Origin of the sequence: Periweissella cryptocerci (assembly GCF_004358325.1) — a bacterium.
In the GTDB taxonomy this organism is placed as follows: Bacteria; Bacillota; Bacilli; order Lactobacillales; family Lactobacillaceae; genus Periweissella; species Periweissella cryptocerci.
This window is the reverse complement of sequence record NZ_CP037940.1, coordinates 2,779,102-2,804,613: the sequence shown is the minus strand read 5'-3', so window position 1 is coordinate 2,804,613 and position 25,512 is coordinate 2,779,102. Positions and strand designations below refer to the sequence as shown.

Sequence of the window (25,512 nt, the reverse complement as noted above, 5' to 3'; positions counted from 1 at the left end):
TATGTAGCAAAAATGCGACTGCCAAATTGACAGTCGCATTTTTTATTTGATATTAGTATTTGTCGTATGATTCAGTTTCAAATCCGAAACGACCAACTAAGGCTGCCAAGGCACCACCTACTAATGGAGCAAGTAAGAAGACCCAATATTGTGAAAGTGCTTTACCACCATCAAAGATTGCTGGGGCAAATGAACGAGCAGGGTTCAATGAACCACCAGTCGTTGAAAGACCAACCACAATCAATAATGCCAAAGTAAGACCAATCACGATACCAGTTGCGCTACCAGCTGAGTACTTTTCGCTCGTAACCAAGATGATTACCAAGACGAAGATGAACGTCAACACAGTTTCAATGGCAAAGGCAGTACCAGCACCGAAAGTGAAGCCGTTAGCACCAAGGCCATTGAGGTTCTTCACGTTTGCACCTGTAGCCAACAACTTGACCACAGCAGTACCAGCCAAGGCACCGATAAATTGGCTAACAACGTAACCAATAAAATCAGGCAAGCTAAGACGGCCGTTAATCAACATTGCCAATGAAACGGCTGGGTTGAAGTGACCACCTGAGATAGCACCAAATGAGTAGGCACCAGCAACAACTGCGATACCAAATGCCAAACCAATCGTTAAAGCATTACCAAGTCCGGCAAAGACCACTGCGCCGGTACCGACAAAAACAAGTACAAAAGTCCCAAATAATTCTGCGAGATATTTTTGCATGAGAAAATCCTCCAATAATTTCAATATATGAGTACTGGTTAAGCTTATCATGTTTTCTTAATAATTATTAGTTAGTAATCTGCGTTTTACCCACTTCTTAATACTTGCTTAACATTCACGTTACCTAAACCATAACTAATTTGTGTGTAATTGCCACCGTTTGTCGGCAAATTACTGCCCGTATTTCATGGTGGGGACAACTTTGTGCAGTCAAAAAAAGTGGGTAACCAAATTTAAAGCGCAAATTAATGTGCCGCATTTTGCCAGCTAAGGCGTTTGTTACAAACCACGCAAGATAGTCATAATATGGAAACGTTTTACCAAAAACACCTTGCATTTCTCATTAAAAGCGCCACCACAATTGTGAAAATCTGCTTTTCATGGCCAATTGTCAAGTAAATACATGGAAGTACTTCACAAACCCTTCATAATTTGATATATTGATTTGTGAAGTATAGAACACATTTACAAAAAATCTGTAGGAGATTATATAATGAAGAAGATTGTTCTTTCTGTTGCTACTTTAGCAACTGCCCTCGTCTTGGCTGCTTGTGGTTCAAACAGCTCAAGCAAAAAAGATTCATCATCAAAACCAGCTAACGATTTGGTTATGAAGCAAGCTGAAGTTTCACCACACGGTGACATGGGCTTTGGTGTTGCAACTGTCGCTATGAGCGGTGACAAAATCGTTGGTGCACACTTGGATGAATTCCAAATCGTTGCTACTTCTGGTAAGGAAGCAATGAAGGATGCCAAGGGCGTTCCTAACTCTAACTCTGATTTTGGTAAGGGTGTTAAAGCCGGTAGCGTTTTGATTTCTAAAGATGAAAATGATGCAGCTTACTCAGCAGTTATGAAGGTTGCTGGTAAGGCAACTCAATCTCACGGTAAGTCACTTGACGCAATCCAATCTTACGTAACTGGTAAGACTGTTGCTCAACTTAAGAAGGCTATCCAAGACAACAAGTCAAACAAGACTTTCGTTTCTGGTGCTACTTTGACTGACACTGCCGGATATGTACAAGCATTTATCGATGCTGCTACTAAGGGTAAGACTGAAGCTGGTATCAAGAACTTCAAGTCAACTGATAAAGTTAAGATGGGTTACGCCCTCTCAGCTCCTCACGGTACACAATCATTTGGTATCTCAACTGTTGCCATGGTAAATGGTAAGGTTGGCGCTGTTTACTCAGACGAATTCCAATTTGTTGCTAAGTCAGGTAAAGAAGCACTTAAGGGTGCTATCTCAGTTCCTAACTCAGACAAGACATTTGGTAAGGGCTTTGCAGATGGTCAAACTTTGATTTCTAAGGAAACTAACGATAAAGCTTACTCAGGTTTGATGAAGACTATCGCTAAGTCAACTAAGGATCGCGCTAAGTCAATGAATGCTATCGAAGCATACACTGTTGGCAAGTCTACTGACCAAATCTTAAACGGTTTGACTAAGGACAACGCTACTAAGACTATCTCAGGTTCAACTTTGGCTGATACTTTCGGATACGTTAACGGTATCGTTGATGCTGCCAAAGCTGCTAAGTAATCTTAGTTAACTTTATCAATTGTGTGTTTTAATACTTCAATATGAAACATTAATTTAAAGAAAAATCCTCAGTGAGTAATCACTGGGGATTTTTTTATGCTTACTTATCGATTAAAACTAAAATGTAAATTCGCGATTGGCGCTAGTTCACGATTGCAATATTGAACTTTGTACTTATCATTTTCTACCGTCACAACTACATACGTCCCGCCAAGCCGGCTATACTGCCCTCTTGGTTGACTAATTGAACCCGGATTAATCGCTAGAATGCCGTTAATCATTTCAACACCGAGCTGATGGGTATGCCCAAATGTCGCAATATTCGCACCTACTTCTTCGGCACGGAGCAGCAAACTCGTTAGTGATGTATTGACCCCTAATAGATGTCCGTGCGCCTGAAACACTGTTACATTGTCATCTTGATAGGTCTGTTCATTTGCAAAATCGAAATCGAAATCCATATTGCCCTTAACGGTTGATACATCCGTAAAGACGCTATCATTGGCGGCCAATTCAGAATCACCATTGTAAAAAATCTGGGTGGCTGTATCTGCATATTTTTTGAAAATATCCACTAAAATGCCACGATCGCCATGAGTGTCACTCACAATTACATATTGCATTGTTTAGTCCTCGTTCCACCATTTTTCAAAATTCTTCATCAATTCTTGGAGTGCACGACCGCGGTGACTCACTTGGTTTTTCTCAGTTGCGGTTGCTTCGGCAAAAGTTTTGCCTAATTCTGGTGCATAGAAAATTGGGTCGTAACCAAAGCCCCCCTTGCCCCGTGGTGCGGTCGTAATAAAACCGTGCACTTCGCCTGAAGCGACCAGTTCCTTACCATTTGGCTTGACGGCGACAATTGTCGTGTGGAAAGTTGCGGCCCGTTCGGCTTCCGGTAAATTGCCTAATTGGCGCAAAACTTTCTTCACGTTCGCTGAATCATCATGGTCACCAGCATAGCGGGCAGAGTGAATACCAGGTTCCCCGTTCAACGCTTCAACCATCAGTCCTGAATCATCGGCAATTACGGGAATATCAAGAGTCGTTTTCGCAATTGCCGTGGCCTTGGTTGTGGCATTTTCTGCAAATGACACCCCATTTTCCTCAATATCTGGGACATTTTGTAAATCCTTGAGTCCTAACACCTGAATTCCAAATGGTGCAAACATTTCCGTGAATTCTGCCAATTTGCCAGCGTTATTTGTTGCAATAATAATTTTATCTTGATTCATTTCATTTCCCCCTGTGTGTTTTGGAATTACTTATAAATGATATTACAATACCAACCCGTCACTCGTAATGTTGAGATGGCGGACATTTAAATCCTCGTTATCCAACCAGTGGCCGGCCATCATTTTGAATACTGAAGCAGAACCAGTCGTGTAATATTCATCAAGTTGCCGTTCAACTGGCGCGACGTTGCTTAAGCCGGCTTCATCTAAGACACCTGAAACATTTTCAATTGCGACTGCTCCGGAATTAACCAATTTGACTTCGGGTCCCATCGCCGCCGCAATTGCGACATCCAATAATGGAAAGTGCGTGCAACCTAATACGAGTGTATCAATATTCTTATCAGCAAAATATTGTAATTTTTCTTCCACAACGTGCGTGGTGTGTGCGGTATTATATTGGTTGGCTTCCACGATTTGGACAAATTCAGGACATGCGAGTTGTTCAACAACCACGCTCTTATCCTTTGCTTCCAAGGCATCAGCGTACGCGCGTGACTTCACAGTACCTTCTGTTGCGATGACACCGATGCGCTTGTTTTTGGTGGAACGTAATGCCCCCCGCACACCTGGCGCAATCACACCAATAACGGGAATATCAAGTTTTGCACGTAATTCTGGTAACGCTGCCGCAGTGGCGGTATTACAAGCAATCACTAGCATCTTGATGTCTTTAGTTAATAAGAAATTAACCATCTCCCACGTAAACTTAATCACTTCTTCTGTTGGGCGGGGTCCATATGGCATGCGCGCTGTATCACCAACGTAGTAAACCGTTTCATTTGGTAATTGCCGGAGGGCTTCACGCACAACCGTAATCCCACCAATTCCTGAATCAATAAACCCAATTGCTTGCTTTGACATCTGCTCTCACACTTCCCTTTGTTTAATAACTTCTATTATACCGCGATTCACTAATTAGCGTGTGTATTTGTCGCAATGCGTGTTATTATTACCCGCTCCGCGTAAAAATTTGCTAAAATATAATTAATAGATATCGGAGATAAAAATACATGATTGATGCAACATATGAAAAACTAATTGCCGCTGATGGCCAACCCAATGCATTTGCCGTCAATGTCTTACGGGACGTCTTGATTCCAGACGTTTTACAAGAAGACACTGCCAGCATTTTATACTGGGCTGGTAAGAGTTTAGCTAGAAAATACCCACTCGCGTCTGCAGATGAGATTGTCATTTTTTTCTTGAATGCCGGTTTCGGTGAACTCGAACTCATCAAAGACGACACAAATCAACAATATTGGCGCATTACCGGTGCCTTCGTTGATAATCGTTTCACTGCCAACGAAAATGTCCCAGACTTTAATCTTGAAGCCGGCTTTATCGCGCAACAAACGGAACAACAAGGCGACTTAGCTGCCGAAGCTAATTTTGAAGTTAACGCTAAGAAACACGAAGTCAAAATTCACGTTCAGATTGATTTCACTGCCGACGTGGCTTTGTAGCATTTTGGTCACGTAGTTTAAGTTTCATTCACACAAAAATACCCCTGATTCAATTCACAATGGAATTGGTATCGGAGGTATTTTTTTATCAATTAAATGACTTGACGTTCAAATGGATCAGTTGAGATGCCACGTGACAAAATCAACTTAGCCCATTCCTTAGCACTGAATAGACTGTGGTTCTTGTAATTCCCACAACTTTCAATGTTAGTTCCTGGCACATCGGCCCATTCAATATCATTAGCAATTTCTTCCAAAGCACTCTTCAAGGCTTTGGCAACTTCAGTATTATCTTGTTCACCCCAAGTGATCAAGTGGAACCCAGTTTGACAACCAAATGGTGAACAATCAATCACGCCACTCAACCGGGTGCGTAATAAACCGGCTAACAGGTGTTCAATCGTGTGCAATCCGGCCATCCCAATGGCTTCTTCATTTGGTTGGACCAAACGTAAATCAAAATTAGTGATTTTATCTCCCGCAGGTCCATTTTCAACCGTAATCTTGCGGACATATGGTGCTTTAACGGCGGTGTGATCTAATTCAAAACTTTCAACATTTGCTTGTGGCATGCGCATATTTCCTCTTATTCTATAAACTCGGAGCTGACGCAAGTTTGAATCAAATATCGGCAATTCAAAACTTAGGTAGCTGCGGCGCTTATTACTTATCTAATATAATAAGCGACTACAGTTAGTTTGTATACCTTTAATTAAAATTTGCTCATTATTGGGAATGTATAGGTATGAAATTGTATGGGTACTGGGTCGATTTTTAATATTTAAGCAGTCTATAATCGGAAAATGCTGGTGGCTAATCCAAAGTCAAAAAGGAGTTGATGAGCACATTTGCCTCAACTCCTTTCGACGCTACCCTTTTGATTTCGCTTTAAAAACGAGGCGCTGACTGATGAAATAATTCAAAATAACTACAACAATATTTTCGATAATTTTCCATAACAGCGGATTTTCATGCAAATATTGGACTCCATACCAAATGATGAGCATTTCCACGAACAAGGTCGCAATACGTCCGCTAAAAAACCGCCCAATCTCCTTAGCAACTGCTTTGACACCCTGATTTGTCGACGTAAATACCCACATTCGATTTGTGATATACGCAACGACAGCTGTCACAATCCATGCAATAATTACCGCTATTTGTACATTTACATCTAACAACAGCAACAGCCAGTAACTTATCAGGTTCACCATTGTCGTGACGCCACCAAAGAACAGGTACCAGCATTGACGCTTATGTTGCTGATACTGGTTACGCATTACATTATGCATACATCCCCCATACCAAAGCCGAATTTGTCCAACTTACTGAACCAATGGCTATCACACTATATTAGTTTAATCATAAAAAGCCAGGTGTGATGCACCTGATTATTAGTGCTAAAGGACTGCTTCCTGATTTCCTCAAAGCCGTTCTTTTCATAGAACATTGCGTTAAGTTCTGTGTTGGTAATTAAGCACAATGTATGTCCGCCGGCTTCCTTGACTACCTTTTTAATTTTAGTTAACGTCCTAGAACCGATTTTCTGTCCTTGAAACTTGGGCGAAACAACGAGCGTATCCAAATACCAATACTCAGTAATCGCACCATCCAAAATCTTGTTCGCTTTGTCCAAATTATGGAGCAACTGCTTTGAAATTGTTCGCGAACCATTAAAGAAAATGCGCCAACCCCCACTCAGCAGATACGCCATTAAACTCGTATGCTGATGCTTTGGGGCTTTTAATATGAATGAGGCGACAATTTCATCATTTTCAACACATACAAAGCTATCCTGGCTTTTAATATTTACCGCTGTATTTAACCTAAGGAGAAAATGCAAAGCCTTTTTCAACTTTGCTTTATTATCTGACACGGCAAATAATGGGTAGTCCTTAAAGGCCGCATACGTTAAATCAGTGACAACTGCTAAATCTTTTTTGGTTGCTTTTCGAATAATCATTCCACAATCTCCATTCGTACAAAACGATTTCGTCTTTATTATATCTAACTTTCATGTTCAATTCTCGATTTGATTAGCACGAATCGATTCAATATTCAGCGCGGTTTGTTCGCGATTTCTTTTTATTTCTGCAATCACGTTTTTGACATTTGATTCGTCATACGTTGCCACGGCCTTCGTGTCTTCAGTTGCCAATAACTTGGTAAGTACGAGCTTTGTATACACGTCGTTGGTAAATGCAATAATTGGGTGCCGCGCATCTTGCGTTTTACCGCCTTTTTTCACAAGCACTGCTTTTTCAATCTTTTCTTGTTGGTCAGTGAACAACACCACTTGCCCAATTTTCGTAAATTCACCCGCACTGTTAGTATCAACCATCAAGTATATCATTTGATCATCCACCACGCATTGCTCGACAAATGTGCCACTAATTGGAACCCCAACAAATAATTCGTTACTCTCTTTTTCCATCACTAGCCCCCAACTGTTAAAATCATTTTCCAAAGTATTGTCTCAGCATATTGGAATATTGGTACGAATCGTTCATATTGATGCATTAAAATTAATAGCTTATGTGCGTTATTAATATTATCTGCCCGTGATGTACTTCCCAATTTATAATCAGTACTGAGTTTTTCAAAGCATGCTTTCACGTCTTCGCCAAAATTAAATTGCGGCGAATTAATTATTGTGGTCAACGCTTGTTGTACTTCCCACACATTTTTAGGCACTTTGCTTGCGCTTAAATTAACAAGTATCTTATGTCCATTTTCAAAGATACTGCTAATTTCATATAATGTGCCGTTGCTGTAATTACTTGCCGTCAGTGGCACATATAAGATATAGCCGTTTTTATAGCGGGTCAATACTTCCCGTTGCTTTCTTAATTCATAAAACAAAATCCTAATTTCACCGCAAATTTTTTGACCATTTTCGACGATTTGTAAACCCAATTCCTGGTCGGACATGCTACGATATCGTTTTAAAAAAATAAATTTATTAATACTCATGTAACCACCGCCCTCCATTATTCATTAATGTTTTTCACCGCAATCAGCTTGCCCACTACATATACCCGTTTTGTTGCGCCCGTAAAGTATGGTGGTTCTTCGTAACATGTAATTAGCGTGATGATGTGATTTTGCTGACCGTCTTCAATCACGCCCACTTGGTACTGGTCGATAACTTTTTTCGTAATTACTTGATATTTGTATACTTTGATTGCGTTTTGTAAGTATATGTTCATGCCAACTTTCAGCTGGTTTTGTAACGGGCTAAAAAAAGTTTTATTATCGGCCATATTATGTGCACCAATCGCATAATTTTTCTCGCCCATATGCTGCCCAGGTTTCAACGTACCCGCACCTAGCGCCAAAACTTTATTCGAGGCGCCTTCATATAATGGTAACTTCACTTCAATTTGCGGAATTGAAATGTAGCCACGTAAAGTTAGCACACCTTTGGTTTTAGCCACTTTACGTAAATCACTTAAACTTTTTACATTCAAGTTCCCGTTATACTGCGCCCCGCGTGATTCTTTATTATCCGCCGTTATTTTGAGTTGCTTTGCGTACTTCATGCTTTCACTTTGGGCAAATCGCCCGATATACAGCGATGGATGTGTGCCCACATAAATAATAACTAAACCAATTAGTGCAACAATAATTCCCAACAATACCGACATTTTTCTTCGTCTCATCCCATTAACTCCCCCTAGCTTTTATGTCAAACAATATACGACAAATAAATTTTTATGTACGACTCAGGAATTCCTTCCCAAGCCAATGGTCACTTATTATTACAATATTTATTTGTTCACATGTCGTCCTTCGAAATACCAGCCGACAATCGTCAAAATCAGTAATCCCCAACCAATAATAGTTGTTACTGTAAATTCATCCATTTATGCTCCCCCATAATCGCTAATTTCTGAATACAAGCAACGAGTCTTAGCTTTTATTCATTTTTCTTGCGCTTACCGAGACCAACTAAGCCCATCGCCAACGCTAATAAAGCAAGCCCTATCGCAATTAATCCACGATTACTTTGGTTTTCAAAACCAGTTTGAACTAGTTTTTGCTTACCGGAAGGTGCATCCGTTGTTTGTAGTGTCTTCGGTGCGGTTTGTTTATTCACTTGTGGCTTGTCTTTTGTAATTTTCGCACCATCATTGCCGCCATTTTTCTTCGCTTTGGCTGTACTCTTATCGCCGGGTGTTTTCTTAGTTTTAGTTGCCCCACCATCGGCAGGCGTTTTCTGCTTATTCGTCTTCCCTGGCGTTGGGGTAGGCTGTGGTTCTGGTGTTGGTGTTGGTTCTGGTGTTGGTTCTGGTGTGGGTTCCGCAGCCGGTGTAAGTTTATAGATATAAGTTACCACCGTTTCGTCACTCGTCAACGTTCCCGTCGTATTCCCATCTACCTTATCAAACGTGTACCCAGCAATGTCTGCTTGCTTCGTACTGTAATCATCACCAACTGTTCCATTGATTGTTTCATCTGGTGCGATTGTCTTACCGTTTTGGTCGACGTAGTGAGCCACGGCACTTCCGTTTTGGCTGTACACGTAAGTTACTGACTCCCCATTTGCGCTCAACTTACCACTCGTATTCCCGTCTACCTTAACAAATGTGTAACCGGCAATGTCTGCTTGCTTTGTACTGTAATCATCACCGACTGTTCCGTTGATTGTTTCATCTGGTGCGATTGTCTTGCCGTTTTGATCAACGTAGCGCGCGACTACATTCCCGTTTTGAACATAGTAGAATGTTACGGTTTGCGTTCCTTGAATGTAGTCTGTCGTGTATGTGCCATTTTTGTTTGCGGTAATCGACGCTGTCTTACCATCATCTGCAATACCAGTCACGTCAGTCAATTCGTAGCCATCCGCGGTGCTATATAATGATGCCAAGTCAGTACTTGTGCCCCATTTTTGATCAGCTTTGGTAACGGTTTGCATCGTTTCATTTGTCGTTTTGTTAACATACTTAACAACTAATGGATACGCCGTCTTCGTATATACGTTTACAATTGTTTGTGGCGTCGTTGTAAATGTAACGGTATTCGTGTTACCGTTATAATTCTTGCTATCGCTTGGCGTCACTGACGTCAATGTATACCCTGGAATATCTAGTGCTGGTACAACAAGTGTGTCACCAATTGTCCCTCCATTTTCAACGGCCGGGCTAATCGTTTCACCCGCATCAGCGTCAATATACGTGTTCGTATTGGTTCCATAAGCAACATAATCAAATGAAGTAATCGCGAATTGTTGTAAATTAGTGGCTGAACCCGTCGAACCTAGCACTGATAACGCATAACCAGCTGCATCTGTGGATGTCAAATCGGCTAAATTTTTGGCCCAAGTTTGCCCATTATACGACACCGTTAGCACTTTGCTCGAGCCATCGTAATCAAAAATAATCGGCAAGAAATTATTATTAGCTGGTTGCGCGATTGCTTGAGCAGGTGCATCAGTACCATTGTATGTTGTCGCGACCCCATTACTATCAGTTGTTACAAAACTACCAAATGGAATCCCATTTCCTGTGGCACTGCCAAATTCCTTTGGATCAGCTAAGGCCGTCAATACCGTACCATTTGTATTGCTACCCGTGGTTGGATTATACATAACGTTTCCGGCATTAACCCACGTGTCCAGTTTAAAACCAAATGCGTTGTCTAATCCACCGATACCATTTGCTCCCCCAGGTAACCCAACTTCATTAATATCTCCAGGGTTAAACGCAAATCCTACACCGTCTGCGCCACGTTCTTGTTGTGTCTTGTCACCAATGTTAATTGTCCCGACCAAAGTAAAACCCTGTGACATATCGATTTTGTTCTTTAACACAAAGTCACCAACTTGGTTCTCAGTATTTGTTGTTAATGTCACAGTACCGGTCGTTGGATCGTATGTTGCCGACCCATTCAAATTAAAATAATCTAAAAAGTTTGCCGCATCAACGTGTTGTACTCCCGGAATGGTACTAATTTCGGCTGCTTGAAGATTGGCTTGTTTGACCGCACGAGCAGTTGGCTTCATATCTTTTACGTCAGCTGATTGTTTATCAGCTTCGTCGGTACCATTTTGCGCTTGGACTGCTGCCGTAGTCACTGACTCATCATCAGCTGAGTCTTTTGTACTTGGCACAACCGTCGAGCTAGTGGTTGCCGTTGTCGCCGTTGTACTCTTTTGGACACTGGCTGGTACGGATTGCGTAGTAGCTGGTGCGGTTACCGCATCAGGAGTTGCGGTAACCGATTGATTCTCAGAATTAGTATTCGTCGTTGCTGAATCCGCAGTATCAGTGGTATCAGGAGTTCCTGACTTCACTGTTTTATTATCACTCGCAGTCGCCGTTACATCTGAGGATGACTGAACACTTGCTTCTGCTGCTAAGACAGAATCCGCGTCGTTTGTGCTCTGGGTATCTTTTGAATCTGTACTTACAACACTACTTGAAGCAGGTTCGGTGCTTGCTTGACTGGTTTGTGTGGTAGTATCGGCAGCTACATCCGCTGAAGCTGTCCCTTGAAACATTAAACCACCGAGTATTAACCCTGAAACGGCGACGCTAGCAAACAACCATTGTTTACCAGCTTTGTACATTTTGTAATGTGTGTTACTGTTAAATCCTTTTAACCTATCCATAATATTCTCCCTTGTTGTTATGTGGCGAAATCATCCCTAAGTTCACCTCAAATGTACAATATACACACTTCTGTAAATTAACGATTGTAAAAAAACACGCGATTTGTATTTTTTAACAGTAAATTGGTGATTAAATTGAAAAATTTTCAAGCGACTCATTTTAATTAGATATAGTTACTACGGGGAATCTCACTGTCGCGCCGATAACTTGAAGGTAAGATGCCCATGTACTCTTTAAACGCCTTAGAAAATGCACCACTATCAAAGTAATTCAGCATGCTCGCAATCTCGGTAATTGTCATCCCGGTATTCCGCAACAGGTTTTTTGCTTCTTCCAACTTACAATTACGAATATAATGCGGCAGCGATATGCCCGTCTCCGTTTTGAAAGTCGAATATAACGTCCGCGGCGCAAAGCCCAATGCATCGGCAATCATTTTAGGGGTCACGTCATTAAACATCTCGATATTCACATAGTCTTTGACCAGTAACACCGTTTTTGAAACCGGTGGCTGATCAGGCAAGTGGCTCTCATATAACCTGCCATAGCGCGTGATTATCTCGCAGATGAGTTCAAAAACGTTGATACTATTTTTAATCTCATTTATTTTTTGTCTATAAAACTCCCGTAACCGCACAAAATCAGTGTGAGATTGGCCTTCACTTAAGCCAATCCCCGTGAAATCGACAACCAAGTTCATCAGAAAATCATTTTGGAATGCGACATCATGCCGCGATAACAATATTGCCAAATCCTCGTGCACATTTTTTAAACGCTTAATTGCTTTTGCAGCGTCTGGTATTTTCATAAAATAGATAAAATCATGCTCCAATAGTGCTAATTTCAATTCATCAATTTCAGTTTTTGCAGATAAATTCATTTTGTAAGTTTGAAACTCATCGTTTTTCTCTTTCTCCATATTTTTTCCACCTTCCATACATTACTCAGAAGTTATCATTGTCAGTAAATTGCGCGTCACAAAGCAATATCGCTGACTTTTTGTAAGCAACTCCCCTTATCTTCATTATGGAGTACTTCGCCAAATCCGAATAGTAATTAACGACACCAAACCGTAAAAAAGTACATTAGTTTCAATTTTTTTGACAGTAAAATTCGAAAGAGTGCGATGGCAGTCCGATGATATTGTCGCGTTTTAACCGGCTACAAAAAATATTCAAATGTACACAAAAACATCCCCTAACCTTAACGATTAGGGGATGTTCTTGTATGACTAGGTTACCAACTCGCTACCTTTAATTAACTGTAAACATTAAATTGAGGCATAATATGCTTTAACTAATTGGTAGAAATCATTCATTGTGTAGTTAGTTCCAAACCATTGCGTACCAGATGCTTTCCAGTAAGCCACTGGATCAGTGTGGTCTGTGCCACCAAGCCAATTTGAGACATCATTATGTGACCATAACGTACCAGTCGCATTCTTGTTAGCCAATGATGGTTTCAAACCGTATTGTTTCAAAATGTAAGCTGAGTAGTACGCCGCGTTGTTGATTTCTTTGGCAAAATCATTTTTTGAGTGCACTCGAACTTGTTCAAATTGGACGAAACGTTGGTTAGCATAGTAACCAGAGCCCCATGCCAAATAGCTCGTGTCCGCGATATTTTCAATGGTGCTACCATCAATAAAGGTATGCACAAACGCATTTTGGTAGTGCGCCTTCATATATGCAATTTCATTTTTCAAAGTTGACGTTGGATTTGCCGTTTCGTGAACCACAATTCCTTCAGGTTTAGACACACCCTTGCGCCACTTATTCTTAGGGAAAATTTTATCGATTTTCTTGGTTACTTTAGCATTTTTACCGAAGTAATTGCTCATAATATACGTGTTAACTTTGTTGCTACCAACACTCGCGCTCGCACCAGGGGACTTGATTTTGACAGCCTTTAATTTATAAGCATAGGCCTTTTTAGTTGCTGAGAGATAACCGCCCTTAACCTTCAAGCGTGGTGTTCCACCCTTGGTCCAACTAACACCGGTTACGTTGACAGCTGTGCCTTTTTTGTATGCCTTAACCCGTTTTTTCAAGTTAGCATCTTTATACAAGTAGAGTTTCTTTACCAACTTGGTCTTGCCAAGCTTAATCGTCCAGTAGTTGCTAATCGTTTTCACAAGCTTCGTCCGGTATGACTTTTTCGCCGCTGTCACATACAAACCATTACTCAACTTAAAACGTGGTACGCCTGCGCTAGTATATTCGAGAGCCTTAACTGTAAAGTATGTTCCCGCTGCAAAACCATTGTTTTTAGAAGAAGCTGGGGCGGCCACTTCGCGGTAACCGTTAACTTTTTTAACACTAACTAACTTCTTAGGATTAGTGACATAATAGCTCTTAATATTTTTAGTTGGTACAATCACATTCGCGACATTTGCGGTTAAATAGTGCCCGTTCGCCATTTTCAAGCGGGGAGTGCCACCATTTGACCATGCCAAGCCCGAAATCTTAACAATTGTACCCATTTTCAATGATTTAACTTTGTTTTTCAAGTTAACATCACCGTATTCGTTAGTACTCTTCTTCAAGATAACTTGTGACGCGTTGGCCGTTAAGTAATTGGTCAACTTACCGGTAATCACTTTAAAATTACTCTTGTCGTTTTCAACGTAGCCACCGCTAACTTGGAGCATGGCCTTACCAGTACTTGCAAATGAAACCGCAGTTACTGTTGCCAAACTATCTTTTGCGATCGTTCCCTTCGCGACAGTACCTTCAGCGTCACTGTAAAGCGTCACATTTTTTTGCGCGACGACATTACCTGGATTATCAATGAAGACTTTATTGGCATCAACGACTTGCACATATTCGGTATTTCCCGAAATATAGTAACCATTAGCCGTCTTCAAGCGCGTCGTGTTACCTGATTGTACAATTGGGTTAGCAGCCAACGGAATCAATGTTCCCGCCTTCACGAGTGGAGTCACTTTCCCAGTGGTTAAATCCGGTTGTTGGTAGTAGTAAATTCCTTTGGTGTTGTTAACTACCACATACTTAATATTGTTGTCATTTAAGTATGACGCCGCAACTGCAACCACGCCATTATCGGTGGTTGCTTGACTGCTCTGCGCTGAATTGGCATCATCGGCACTAACAGACATAACACTGGCAATTGGTGACAGCACGGCACTAGCGAAGACCACTGCGGTCATTATACAAACAGGTAATTTTTTCATTTATTTGTTTTCCTCGTAATTATTATGTTTTTATTGATGTTCTTAGCTTACCAATTAAACGTTGCAACAATGTTGCATTCTCAAGTTTTAGTAATTCATTTGATTGCAATCAAGTTACGTAAATTCGAAGATTCTGTGAAATGCGCAATTACGCGGCCTTAATTATGGTATTTGTCCGGCAAAAAAGCAGCGAACCGCCACCGGCTCACTGCTCTTTAAACTGAATCCTATAAACTAAACTAGACACAAAAAAACTGCAAGCCAATACCAAGTTCAATCAAATGAACTGAAAACAAAATAAACTTTTTGCTCAATTGAAAACCTACTTCTTCGAATTTGATTGATTACATCCTAACTCACCGTGTTTCCCTATTTAGATGACATAAATGACACATACATTGCCACTCCAACTGCAATCAAGATCATGAACTTGGTTGCATCCCCAAAAATAATTAGATTGAGTAATCCCAGTATTATGAACGCAAACGTGATAAGCGTTCCAAACCTTTGTCTATTCATTGGTATCCTTTCCAGCGTTTAATATCTCATCAACCGTAATGTTATATAGCTTTGCAAGTGCGATCAACATAACATTTGGAATATTATACATATCGTGCTCCCAACCTGAAATCAGTTGATGCGTCACATGTAGCTCTTTCGCTAACCCCTCTTGCGTATAGCCATGCTGCTTCCTTAAATTTTTCAGAAAATTACCCATATTTCCATTTCCCCAGTTGCTGTGATTAGTTTCACATAATAATATCACATTTATTACGCGTGTTGCTTACATATTAGTCAAATGCAAGTACTACGTGCAAAAAACCACAACAAACGAGCGTATACTTAAAAATGTTCAAAAAGCTATTTTTTGACGTACAAGCAGCTAATCTAGCATCACTTTCAGTATGTTCTTTAGGCACATAAAATGAAATTAGTAATTCGGTGTCAGCGGTGGTTCTGTAAAGTAAGTATAAAAAGCAAATCAGAGGAAAAGGAATCATGCCAACAGTAATACGCTCCCATAAAATAGTCTCAATCATTACCGGCACAATTATCCTTTTTATTGGCATCGCATGGGCAATAAATTTTCCACTGCAAAAACAAGCTTCAAAAAAGGATGCTATAAGTTTCATTCAACACGAGCAACATTTGAGCCCTACACTAATCAAATCAATTAAGTTGAAAAAGGATTACGTAGTTAACGGATATAATGTAATTGTGCAATTCAAGGATGATTCCAAGTATTATTACGTTTATGAGAGAAACATGTCGAGCTGGGGCAAACTTCCGTACCATACCTATCTAAGCATCCAAGATAAAAACGGTGATGAAGTGGCCAATAATGCCAAATCAATCAAACATCCATTTGCCAACTGATACCGGGCGTTAATCAAGAACGCCTGAATTATTCAAATTAAAAAACAAAACTGCGCCGAACCTTTATATGTATAGGTTTCGGCGCAGTTTTAAATTTTCATCATTCTGATGTGGTAACAAGACCTCCATAAGGGTTATTCTGAGACGTCAAACTCAAATACTTCACAGCCTATCATTACAATATGGAAGGTACTTCCATTTCTAGGTATATATAATTCAGGGAAAAGCATTGTAGCTAACACAACTTATCCAACCACCATCACCAATACAACGCTTTAATCATCCCATTCATTTGCCTGCGTTCAAAATTTCATCAACCGTAATACCATATAGCTTTGAAATGGCAATCAACATAACGTTTGGAATGTCATACATATCGTGCTCCCAACCTGAAATCAGTTGATGCGTCACGTGTAACTCCTTCGCTAACCCCTCTTGCGTATAACCGTGTTGCTTCCTTAAATTTTTCAGAAAATTCCCCATATTACGTTCTCCATTTATTAAATACGTGCTATTTGCATACTGAACTATCATAACTTTACGCGTGTTACTTGTATATTAGACAATTACAAGTATTACGTCCCAAAAAACACGCCTTCGCGCCACACACTTGAGTTCGTCACTAGATTCATTGATTTTCATGTCTCATTTTTTACTAACCTAAAAAATATACATATTCTTAATCGGTTGGAGAAATATACATGAAGCACCTTAGTACAATTACTAGCATATTAGGCGCATTAGCGGTGGCACTCTCGTTTTATCTCAAGTTGCCAATATGGATTATATTAATAGTTCTCGTGTTAACACTATTAATCCCAAGTATGATTGACAAAAAATTCAACTCATAATCAAGTCGGTAACCCGTAAGACACGATTACTGATTATTCCTTCAAAATAACCCACAAGAAGTATTAATATTCTACAGTAAAATCTTCTTATTATGTTAATACTATACAACCTTTAAATGACCAATAATTGTATAAATAAACGTACATCCGTAAATTTATGCACCTCAATATTTAAATGACCATATTTATTTGCTATTTCGATATGTGATTTTTTCTGACGTAGAAAAATAGACTGAATGAAAAAATATCTACATTAAATAATTAGCATTCCCTCAAAACTAAAAATCGTAATGCACCGGTAATTAAATATCGATTCATTACGATTTTTTTCATATGCTCATCTTCACTTAGTAATACCACAATCTTGCACGTAGTACTTGCATATCATCCAATTGCAAGTACTACGTGCAAAACATAACAATAAAACGGCGTATACTCAGATTTATTCAACAAATAATATTTTCTAATAAGGAGATTTATATTATGACTAAATTTACACCAAAATTTTCAGCCGTATTAATGTCATTGGTTATTGCTAGTTCAGTCGCCCTTCCCGAAATTAGTGCCAATTCTGATAAATATTCAGTCTCGTGGACCACACATATGGATGGTGGCATCGTCAAAGGAGACCACAACGATCAGTATCATAACTTTCGTGAAGGAAAACATGTCTCTGTTACCGTGTCTAGCTGCAGTGGGGCTGGGACTGCGTATGTCCAACTTTACCGGTCTAAACTATTCGCAGACCTTGATTTAGGTACTGAAACTATTAACTTAAGTAATCCTAAAACCGCGAAATTCTCTAAGAAAACCGATAAAACCTCCGGATCATATTATTTCTGGTTCTGGGGTGGAAATTCGAAAAAAGTTTCTTTAAAAGGTACCATGCATGATTAAAATCGGAGATAAATACTTTATGCCAAACCTGTTGTTAAAACCGCTGGTTGCTTTGCCTGTTATTTTGTTTATTTGGCTCATTATATTAATAAATAAGAAGAAGCATCAAAAAGCTATCGTTTCCTTGATATTGGATATACCTTTTATGTTGTATATTTATTTGCTTTTAGGGCAGACGATATTTCCTATAGCGGTTTTTCTTAATGGCAAACTGCCAAATATAATTAGTAAATATGGCATTGGTAGGCAATATTTTATTCAATTAAACCCCATGGCAATATTTAAATATTCTATGACTTACTACGGATTTATAAATATTGTTGGAAATGTAATTTTACTAGTTCCTTTAGTAATTTTCATTTCTTTTTACTGGCCACAATTGAATAATTTTAAATCAGCAGTCCAAATAGCCTTCTTTGGATCTTTAACCATTGAATTGATTCAACTTGTAATGAACCTTTTTTATATTAGTAATAGATTGTTTGATGTTGATGATTTAATTTTAAATACGCTTGGCGGTATTATTGCCTTCTTTATTTTAAAAATATTCAAACGAATTTTTCCCAATATTTTTAATGTATTATCAACTGAAGGAGCGTAAACAATGACTTCAAAAAACAATAACCGAATTACCACTTTTTGTTTTTGTATCTTTATTTTCTTTATTGGGATACAAACTGTTTTTCATGTTCTACCTGGTGTTGTTGCTTTTATTTTCACTGCATTCCTTGCCACGGTAATAGCCCTGTTACAAGAATTTGACCCATCACTTAACGACGATAAAACGCACTCATTAACGTGAATTTATACCTTGTTAAGTTAGTTGCAGTTCACCCGGAAAGAATCACTCAACCGCAACATTTTCATAGTATACACTAACGTAATGAGTGAGGTTAGTGTATGGAAATTTTAGAAAGGCTTGTGCTCAGTATGATTAAAGTTTACTAAGCGGTGCCGCTAGATATAATCCGTATGGAATTTCTGCGCTTTCGTTTGAGCAACAAGACTTCCATAAGGGTTATTCTAAAGACATCAAAATCAACAATATTAACAGAAACGTCTGCATACAAAAACTTATTCTTAATTGATTGGAGAAACATACAATCACTGGCATATTGGGCGCATTAACGATGGCACTGTCGTTTTATCTCAAGTTACCAATATGGATTATGTTGACAATACTTGCGTTAATACTATTAATCGCAAGTATGATTGACAAAAAATTCAAGTCATATTGAAGTCGGCAATCGCCAAGGTCTAAACTGCACTTAGCGCACTAGATTCCATGCCAATCGTTTTATTCTTCTACAACTACCGCAAAAATTATTTCTCCCACCACTTATCATGATAAGGTCTTATCATTAACTGGTTATCCACACCAGGAGCAACCCTTTTTTCATCACTAATACTTCCGTCTGGTGCCTTAACGCCTGCTGGAATCAGTAAAATTGAGATTTTTTGACCTACAATGGCAATCGCATTGGCACCCAATAAGTTGACTTTGTAATATCCTTTAATTTTTTGAGGTAAATTCTTTTTGTCTAATGTGTAATTAGCATGCATACCCCCTTCCCAATATCCGTCTTTTGTTATGAAATCAAAATTCGTGGTCCTATTTTCCAAATAATCTTTTTTAGTATATCCACCAAGAGTGTAGTTTGAATCCTTAATTGCTTTCTCGAACGCATCATTTGAATATTGGCCGGCAAACGACGATAAATCACCTACCAGAATTGCTTTATTATCCGCATCCGTAAGTACGGCTTTTTCACTTCTAAAAGTTAGTGTGTGAGCTTTATTCCCATCGGTCATGGTTAATATTATTAATGGCTTACTGCCGGCGAAATCAACCATTATTTCCATCTTAAACGCTGTGTTGCCGTCTGATTTTTTCATTGGCGTGGCCGACGAAACAACGCCACCACCAACTTGCCACTTAGGCGTAAAGGTTGCCGTTACTTGCCCATCAGCTGTTGAATAGTGAATCTCATACGAACCATCACTGCTTTTATTTACAGTTGCCGTGTCAGCAGTTGCTGGTTCAAAATAAGTGCCCGACAAATTTTTTGGAGCATCGACCGGAACATTTTTTTGTGAAGTCGTTGAACTACTCGTATCACGACTAGCAATGGCTTTTGATGAGTTGTTTGCATTCTTATTTGAAACCGTTGAGGCAACTTTTTGGGGTTCTTCTTTACCCTGATTATTGCCACGTAGCATATAACCTCCCAAGACTCCGCCACCGACAAGGGCAACAGCGGCTAGCCCAATAATCAATGTCGACTTTGCTCTTGGGTTCTTATGCTTCGCCTGCGATCGATGCCGTTCTTGACTATCATTTACCATGAGTTTGGCCTCCTTTAGTTGATTATATTTAGATTCTCTTCATGTGAAAAATTTAAATTATTACTTCCAATATTTTGAAGTAATTTCAGGACTTGTCAATGAGATTTAAATTACAACTCCAACTCCATATTCAGGTACTTTTGGTAATCCGGGCTTATCCCAGGATTTATTTTTCTGATACGCATATTGTATTTACCAATATGTAATCCCTGGAGCAGCTGCGTTATTAATCAGTACAATCAATACATACAAAAACTCAATTGTATTTAAAAAATAAAACAGATAATCAATTTTTGCTAACTTTACGTTTGTAATGGCAAGTAACATTAGTGAAATCACTAACCCAGTGGCTTGGATTATTAATTGACGTACTGAAAAACCAAATAATAATATTGTAATTATGAATACTAAAAAATTGAAATGTTTTGCGGTAAAATCACATAATTTTTTATTTTCATTAATCGGTTTAAGCGCGACTGAGTTTACCCCAAAATCCACTTTTTTAATTTTGGGTTCCTTGCTATTTCTCACTATTAGAAACAACCACATCATTACTATAAATCCAAAACCCAAAACAGCCAGCAGAATTACTTTCACCTTAAAATAGCTATATTTTGGAGGAGTATATGATTTATTTGATCCGGGCATATTTGATTTGGTCTTAAGCGCCAATTTTTGCGCCCCATTTGATTCGTCTTTTCTTATTGTTGTGCCAGGGATATTAATTGCGCTAGTTGGCGTGAAATTACCAGTAATATTTGTTGCATTAGTTGGGTTAGTCGAAATTGGAGAAGCATAAACATGTATGGCAAAAAGGCTAATAATTAGTGGTAATAATAATAAACTGTTCCGTAATAGCTTTGTCATAAGTTTCTCACCTCCATCTGTATTGTTTCCCATACACACATTATACTGCGCCCCTAATCCTCTATGTTGCCTGCTGGATATACTCACAATAAAATCATATTCATGTCATGCAAACACAGCTAATAGACAGCCTTTGATATTTGCAGCTAAATTTTAAATTAGGCTTGCTTTTATCTGACAGCCACCTACCCTTTAATTATCACGTGACACGTCCTGTGACACCTCAATTCTGCTCACCCGTCACGCTCAAACCCCAGTAATATCAACGTTTCAACCAATTCGTGACACGTCAGGCCCAAAATCGCCTAACCTTTTACTCTTATACATATACACCCATTTATTAGATGAAAAAGGCTACTTACCCGTCACTACAAACTTACAATGCCTTGATACTATTAGGTTCAAGGCGGTGACACGTACCCCAAATCACACGTCATTTACGCGTCACTGACCCGTCACACCCGTCACTGTTATCAAATGACACGTCAGGCCCAAAATTGGCTAACCTTTTACTCTTATACATATACACACATTTATTAGACCAAAAAAGTTACTTACCTGTCATATTGCTTACTGGAGCCTTTGCGACCACTGAGTTTGTGACTATGACACGTACCCCAATTTATGCGTCATTTACCCGTCATTTACCCGTCATTGACGTGTCATACGTGTCATTCACTTACCCGCATGTGATTACTTGATAATCTAATCTTAATATTTTATGTACGAAATTGAAAATTATATTTTTACCCCCTTATTCTAGTGGTTTTACCAAAAATCAGCCCAAACTAGGCAAAAACACCCAAAATCACTGCATTTTTGCCGTATTTTATGCTAAATTTCAAAAAACCACTAAAATACACCCCCTAAAATATATTTCGTATTCCATCTGCGGAGTTGTTAAACTATTTATATAATATCGCAACGTTTAATGAATTTAGGCTTTTTAGTTTGTTAATAATTCCGGCTGGGACGGTATATATCCGATTATTAAGAACGCCGGAGAAATCCACATTGCAGCTATGTATCGGCCACGCCAACTGTAACTACAAAAGGTATCTTTAAGGTGCTAATTGTCAGCCGCAAAAGTTAAAGATGAACAGATTACCTTTTGCGGTTGACAATTAGAATACAATAAGTGATTATTAGAACAAATTAACTATTGAACACTTTTTATTAAAGAACTATTATACAAGTGTTCGAACGGTAAATATTTCAATTGGCGTATGGGTTTATAAATGAGAGGAAAAAGCATGAAAAAAATAAAGGCAATCACGAGATTTCAATTTGCATTACTTTTTGCAAATAAAACATCATTTATTTACACGTTGCTATTTCCAGTTGGTTACTTGTTATATATGTTAGCAACAACTCAAAATCATAGTACAGATACAATGAATAGCATCGTGTTTCTATCGCCGTATTTATCATATATTATTGTTGGCGCAGTATTAAATGGCTGGATTAGTAATTTAATATCAACTCGTGAAAATAATTTTTTGAAGGTGTTTACTTCTATTGTTGGCGATAAAAAATATATATTATTTTCGAATTTTATAGTTGTAGTGTTGAGCAGCCTTGTTCAAATATTGTTATTTTGCCTTTTTTTCTTTGTAATGACTAAATCCTTTAGTTTACTTGTGTTAACAATGGCGCTAATAGTAGCAATTAGCGCTGATGTTATTGTCGCACTTGGAAGTGTAATTTTTCTCTTTTTGAGAGTTCCAGTGGCAACTATGTCGATATATTTAACGGGGTATTTGTTATTTGGATTATTACTGTTAAACGTACAAACAAATAATTTAATATTCAACATAATATTGAATACTCTGGATGCATATTATTTTGTTACAACGTTAGTACTCAATTTGGGTGATTTCATGGTGTCTGGTCAAGTAATGTCAACTAATGACGTATTAGCTATTTTAGTTGTTATGGTACTCTATTCATTACTCGGCGGTGTGCTAATTAACAAAATACCGATTTCCTCAAGATATTCAAGGGCTTAAATGGGAGAAAAAATGGAAATTAAAAATTTTTCGTATAGTATTGGCAAACAGTTGTTATTTGATGACATTAGTCTGGATATTAAACCAGCAATGATGAATATTATAGTTGGGCGAAATGGGATCGGAAAAACGGTGTTGTTAGATTTAATTTCAAATTTGGATAATAATCGACCAATTGAGTTTATTGGATTTCCTACGAATAAAGAAATTATATACCAAACGCAAGGCGTGCCGTTTATGAGTGATGCCACTATTCAAGATATGGTTCGAATGGTTTACGATATTGCAGGAATTGAGTGTGTCGAAAATTTGACCTTACCGGCAGAAATTAAACAAAATTGGAATAAAAGATTTGGTGATTTATCGGGTGGTGAACGGCGGTTAGTTACAATTTGGATTAGCTCGATAGTTCCGCGTGACATGTATATTTTTGATGAACCCTTAGCCAATTTAGATCCTAATATGGCTAATAAGGTCATGAATATTATGTACGGGTTAACTAAAAGCGGGAAAACTGTAATTTTAGCAACACACCAATATGATGATATTCAAATAAACGATACGCATATGGTCTATTTGAAGGATAGACATGTTGTGTATGATGGGTTAGTGAGTGCGTATTTGAATGAAGTTGGCGGTGAAACGCTGCAAGAACTGTTTAAAAAAGGGCTTTAAAATGGGCTTGATGAAATATATTTAGCGGAAGTCACTAAACGCCTTGTAATCATAGATACGTGGGCACACAACAACAATTGTTTTTTATCAGGTCTGTAACACCGAAAGGAAGAGTTGATATGAAAAAGATTACATTCAAGTAATTAGAAATGAGCAACACAAAAAATGCATTGCTCACTTCTTTAACAAAACCTATCCCTATTTTGATTGAAAAGATTTTATGAATAACTAAAAAACCGCCCTTAGGCGTTTTTTTTAGTTTGTTCTGCATCTAATTTTTTTAAATACGAAAATGCGAAGTCCACGCAATCTCGCATGCTAAACGTTCGTAATTCCCCATTATTTAATTTGATACTTCGCTTGTTTTCAATTGTATTAAGAAATGCCGTTTCGATGGCTTTAAAGTTTTCGTATCTATCCAAAGCCACATTTTTAAATTCAATCAGTTGTTTCTGTGGTTCTAAGAAAGATCCTACTTCAACGGGGGCTATTTCTGTCGTTACATCCCGGTTTAATCGACTTTCCGCTAGGTGTATCGATGTATTAGTTTCAAAATCCGTGCCAATCATCACTATTTTTGCATCATGCTTATACAACTTTCCCAATACCCCGTCATCACCAAATGGAAAATCATAATTATCAAGCGTGGCTATTTCGTCTGCATCTTTACCCCAAACGGAAAATGAGTCCAATGGATGCTCGGTTCTAAGAACATTTGGATATGTCCGAAATAATTCTGCAACCCTACCTTGTCCAATCACTGGGGTTAACATCTTGTCATATCCCATAATGCTGTCTCGTATGTCATCCCATTCAGCTTCTGGTGCTGGGTCTTCGGTCCACGTTGATGGATCTGATAACTCTGGCGTTTGGCTTGGCATCACAACATTACCATCTTCACCAACTGCTGTACAAAGCGCTGTAATAACAGCTCGCTCCCCTCCTGATATCCATCCCAAGCTTTTCATTGAGGTATGGACAATAATTGAGTCACCTTGCTCGATACCGACTAATTTCAACTGTGCTAGTAATTCCGACATCCCATATTTACTGGTCATTCCATTCTCCTTCAATAAAAATTATATTTTAATTAGATTATGATTCTATGTTATCATCCTTTTATCATTTCCGCTCAAAATATTTATGTTTCCCCATCTATAAAAAAGTCGTCACCACTTAAATTGACGACTACTAAATTATTGTTTAAATGTCTGATACACTCAAAAACAAGAATACCGGGACTGCTACAAATCCAAAAATGCCTAAAGCGACCCAGATGTCATAGTTAATTAAACCGTACACGAAAGCAGCTATTGGTAATGTTAATCCCACTATCAAATTCAGTACTCCCATAGCCCCGCTAGAATCAAGGCCCCACCTTCTCAATTGCAAATAATCCGTGATTAGTGCAACAATTGTAAATAGAATCGCACCTACTAATTCATACTGAGACCAGCCATATGCCCAGCCAACAATTGGAAAGACCCCCATCACGAAAACTTTTAAGACAGTTTTAGCCATCCAGTAACTCCATTCAAACACATATTTTTCCTAAGATTAACAGATTATCATTTTCAATACTAGTAATGTTTGATTTTGTTTCTACGCCATTGCTTAATCATTCGTTGATTTCATCCATGGTCCTGTACAAGAATAATTTTCGAGTCCCACTTATAATTTACTTGCAGCTACTTCTATAATTTCAGCGCGCCACTCGA

26 protein-coding genes are annotated in these 25,512 nt (G+C 38.7%); 7 read left to right on the top strand and 19 right to left on the bottom strand.

The genetic code is table 11. From position 1 onward, the window contains the following. Positions 1 to 52: 52 nt before the first annotated feature. Positions 53 to 721 carry an MIP/aquaporin family protein gene (locus EQG49_RS12530; protein WP_133364300.1) on the bottom strand — a complete coding sequence of 223 codons (669 nt, stop codon included), beginning with the start codon at positions 719 to 721 and terminating at the stop codon, positions 53 to 55. 493 nt (positions 722 to 1,214) lie between these two features. Between EQG49_RS12530 and EQG49_RS12520 the strand changes: the two genes are divergently transcribed. Continuing rightward, positions 1,215 to 2,264 (top strand): hypothetical protein, encoded by a 1,050-nt coding sequence (locus EQG49_RS12520; protein WP_165964901.1) that lies wholly within the window; start codon positions 1,215 to 1,217, stop codon positions 2,262 to 2,264. Positions 2,265 to 2,368: 104 nt separating this feature from the next. Here EQG49_RS12520 and EQG49_RS12515 read toward each other — a convergent pair whose 3' ends face one another. The 3 genes from EQG49_RS12515 to racE are packed head-to-tail and all read right to left on the bottom strand — an operon-like array spanning position 2,369 to position 4,363. Further along, positions 2,369 to 2,887 (bottom strand): YfcE family phosphodiesterase, encoded by a 519-nt coding sequence (locus tag EQG49_RS12515; protein WP_133364297.1) that lies wholly within the window; start codon positions 2,885 to 2,887, stop codon positions 2,369 to 2,371. Between the two features lie 3 nt (positions 2,888 to 2,890). Then, entirely contained in the window at positions 2,891 to 3,499 is a 609-nt protein-coding gene (locus EQG49_RS12510; protein ID WP_133364296.1) for an XTP/dITP diphosphatase, read from the bottom strand. Between the two features lie 42 nt (positions 3,500 to 3,541). Next, the gene (gene racE, locus EQG49_RS12505; RefSeq protein WP_133364295.1) at positions 3,542 to 4,363 is read right to left on the bottom strand and encodes a glutamate racemase; all 822 of its coding nucleotides are present in this window, start codon (positions 4,361 to 4,363) and stop codon (positions 3,542 to 3,544) included. 149 nt (positions 4,364 to 4,512) lie between these two features. Here racE and EQG49_RS12500 point away from each other — a divergent pair, with 149 nt between their 5' ends. Next, positions 4,513 to 4,965 (top strand): YslB family protein, encoded by a 453-nt coding sequence (locus tag EQG49_RS12500; RefSeq protein ID WP_133364294.1) that lies wholly within the window; start codon positions 4,513 to 4,515, stop codon positions 4,963 to 4,965. A 92-nt stretch (positions 4,966 to 5,057) separates the two neighbouring features. Here EQG49_RS12500 and EQG49_RS12495 read toward each other — a convergent pair whose 3' ends face one another. The 10 genes from EQG49_RS12495 to EQG49_RS12450 form a co-directional block, all read right to left on the bottom strand. Beyond that, complete coding sequence (locus tag EQG49_RS12495; RefSeq protein WP_133364293.1) at positions 5,058 to 5,537, bottom strand: S-ribosylhomocysteine lyase; 480 nt, start codon at positions 5,535 to 5,537, stop codon at positions 5,058 to 5,060. A 297-nt stretch (positions 5,538 to 5,834) separates the two neighbouring features. After that, positions 5,835 to 6,257 carry a GtrA family protein gene (locus tag EQG49_RS12490; protein ID WP_133364292.1) on the bottom strand — a complete coding sequence of 141 codons (423 nt, stop codon included), beginning with the start codon at positions 6,255 to 6,257 and terminating at the stop codon, positions 5,835 to 5,837. Positions 6,258 to 6,313: 56 nt separating this feature from the next. Further along, positions 6,314 to 6,928, bottom strand: coding sequence for a GNAT family N-acetyltransferase (locus EQG49_RS12485; RefSeq protein ID WP_133364291.1), 615 nt, complete (start codon positions 6,926 to 6,928; stop codon positions 6,314 to 6,316). 57 nt (positions 6,929 to 6,985) lie between these two features. Beyond that, positions 6,986 to 7,399, bottom strand: coding sequence for a hypothetical protein (locus EQG49_RS12480; RefSeq protein ID WP_133364290.1), 414 nt, complete (start codon positions 7,397 to 7,399; stop codon positions 6,986 to 6,988). A 2-nt stretch (positions 7,400 to 7,401) separates the two neighbouring features. Next, positions 7,402 to 7,938, bottom strand: coding sequence for a hypothetical protein (locus EQG49_RS12475; RefSeq protein ID WP_133364289.1), 537 nt, complete (start codon positions 7,936 to 7,938; stop codon positions 7,402 to 7,404). Positions 7,939 to 7,955: 17 nt separating this feature from the next. Continuing rightward, positions 7,956 to 8,627 (bottom strand): class A sortase, encoded by a 672-nt coding sequence (locus EQG49_RS12470; RefSeq protein ID WP_133364288.1) that lies wholly within the window; start codon positions 8,625 to 8,627, stop codon positions 7,956 to 7,958. Between the two features lie 257 nt (positions 8,628 to 8,884). Continuing rightward, positions 8,885 to 11,578 carry a lectin-like domain-containing protein gene (locus tag EQG49_RS12465; RefSeq protein ID WP_133364287.1) on the bottom strand — a complete coding sequence of 898 codons (2,694 nt, stop codon included), beginning with the start codon at positions 11,576 to 11,578 and terminating at the stop codon, positions 8,885 to 8,887. 164 nt (positions 11,579 to 11,742) lie between these two features. Further along, the gene (locus tag EQG49_RS12460; protein ID WP_165964900.1) at positions 11,743 to 12,498 is read right to left on the bottom strand and encodes a helix-turn-helix transcriptional regulator; all 756 of its coding nucleotides are present in this window, start codon (positions 12,496 to 12,498) and stop codon (positions 11,743 to 11,745) included. 351 nt (positions 12,499 to 12,849) lie between these two features. Continuing rightward, a complete protein-coding gene (locus EQG49_RS13995) occupies positions 12,850 to 14,772 on the bottom strand; it encodes a DUF5776 domain-containing protein (protein ID WP_243115718.1) in 1,923 nt (640 codons plus the stop codon). A 511-nt stretch (positions 14,773 to 15,283) separates the two neighbouring features. After that, positions 15,284 to 15,490, bottom strand: coding sequence for a helix-turn-helix transcriptional regulator (locus tag EQG49_RS12450; protein WP_133364285.1), 207 nt, complete (start codon positions 15,488 to 15,490; stop codon positions 15,284 to 15,286). A 281-nt stretch (positions 15,491 to 15,771) separates the two neighbouring features. Here EQG49_RS12450 and EQG49_RS12445 point away from each other — a divergent pair, with 281 nt between their 5' ends. Beyond that, positions 15,772 to 16,149: a DUF3139 domain-containing protein gene (locus tag EQG49_RS12445; RefSeq protein WP_133364284.1), complete on the top strand. Its 378-nt coding sequence runs from the start codon at positions 15,772 to 15,774 to the stop codon at positions 16,147 to 16,149. 288 nt (positions 16,150 to 16,437) lie between these two features. Here the strand turns inward: EQG49_RS12445 and EQG49_RS12440 are convergent, their stop codons facing one another. Further along, complete coding sequence (locus tag EQG49_RS12440) at positions 16,438 to 16,632, bottom strand: helix-turn-helix transcriptional regulator (protein ID WP_165964899.1); 195 nt, start codon at positions 16,630 to 16,632, stop codon at positions 16,438 to 16,440. 851 nt (positions 16,633 to 17,483) lie between these two features. On the opposite strand from EQG49_RS12440, the gene EQG49_RS12435 reads away from it, so the two are divergent. Further along, positions 17,484 to 17,897: a hypothetical protein gene (locus EQG49_RS12435; RefSeq protein WP_133364282.1), complete on the top strand. Its 414-nt coding sequence runs from the start codon at positions 17,484 to 17,486 to the stop codon at positions 17,895 to 17,897. After that, positions 17,890 to 18,498 carry a VanZ family protein gene (locus EQG49_RS12430; RefSeq protein ID WP_133364281.1) on the top strand — a complete coding sequence of 203 codons (609 nt, stop codon included), beginning with the start codon at positions 17,890 to 17,892 and terminating at the stop codon, positions 18,496 to 18,498. The genes EQG49_RS12435 and EQG49_RS12430 overlap by 8 nt, the downstream gene beginning before the upstream one ends. Positions 18,499 to 19,220: 722 nt before the next feature. Here EQG49_RS12430 and EQG49_RS12425 read toward each other — a convergent pair. Continuing rightward, on the bottom strand, positions 19,221 to 20,243 hold the full coding sequence (locus tag EQG49_RS12425; protein ID WP_133364280.1) for a hypothetical protein: 1,023 nt from the start codon (positions 20,241 to 20,243) through the stop codon (positions 19,221 to 19,223). 192 nt (positions 20,244 to 20,435) lie between these two features. Next, positions 20,436 to 21,110, bottom strand: coding sequence for a hypothetical protein (locus EQG49_RS12420; RefSeq protein ID WP_133364279.1), 675 nt, complete (start codon positions 21,108 to 21,110; stop codon positions 20,436 to 20,438). A 1,253-nt stretch (positions 21,111 to 22,363) separates the two neighbouring features. On the opposite strand from EQG49_RS12420, the gene EQG49_RS12415 reads away from it, so the two are divergent. Next, positions 22,364 to 23,119 (top strand): hypothetical protein, encoded by a 756-nt coding sequence (locus EQG49_RS12415; RefSeq protein ID WP_133364278.1) that lies wholly within the window; start codon positions 22,364 to 22,366, stop codon positions 23,117 to 23,119. A 12-nt stretch (positions 23,120 to 23,131) separates the two neighbouring features. Then, entirely contained in the window at positions 23,132 to 23,794 is a 663-nt protein-coding gene (locus EQG49_RS12410; protein WP_165964898.1) for an ATP-binding cassette domain-containing protein, read from the top strand. A gap of 242 nt (positions 23,795 to 24,036) precedes the next feature. Here EQG49_RS12410 and EQG49_RS12405 read toward each other — a convergent pair whose 3' ends face one another. Then, positions 24,037 to 24,852 (bottom strand): AAC(3) family N-acetyltransferase, encoded by an 816-nt coding sequence (locus EQG49_RS12405; protein WP_133364276.1) that lies wholly within the window; start codon positions 24,850 to 24,852, stop codon positions 24,037 to 24,039. 145 nt (positions 24,853 to 24,997) lie between these two features. Next, positions 24,998 to 25,315, bottom strand: coding sequence for a hypothetical protein (locus tag EQG49_RS12400; protein WP_133364275.1), 318 nt, complete (start codon positions 25,313 to 25,315; stop codon positions 24,998 to 25,000). Positions 25,316 to 25,512 lie beyond the last annotated feature (197 nt).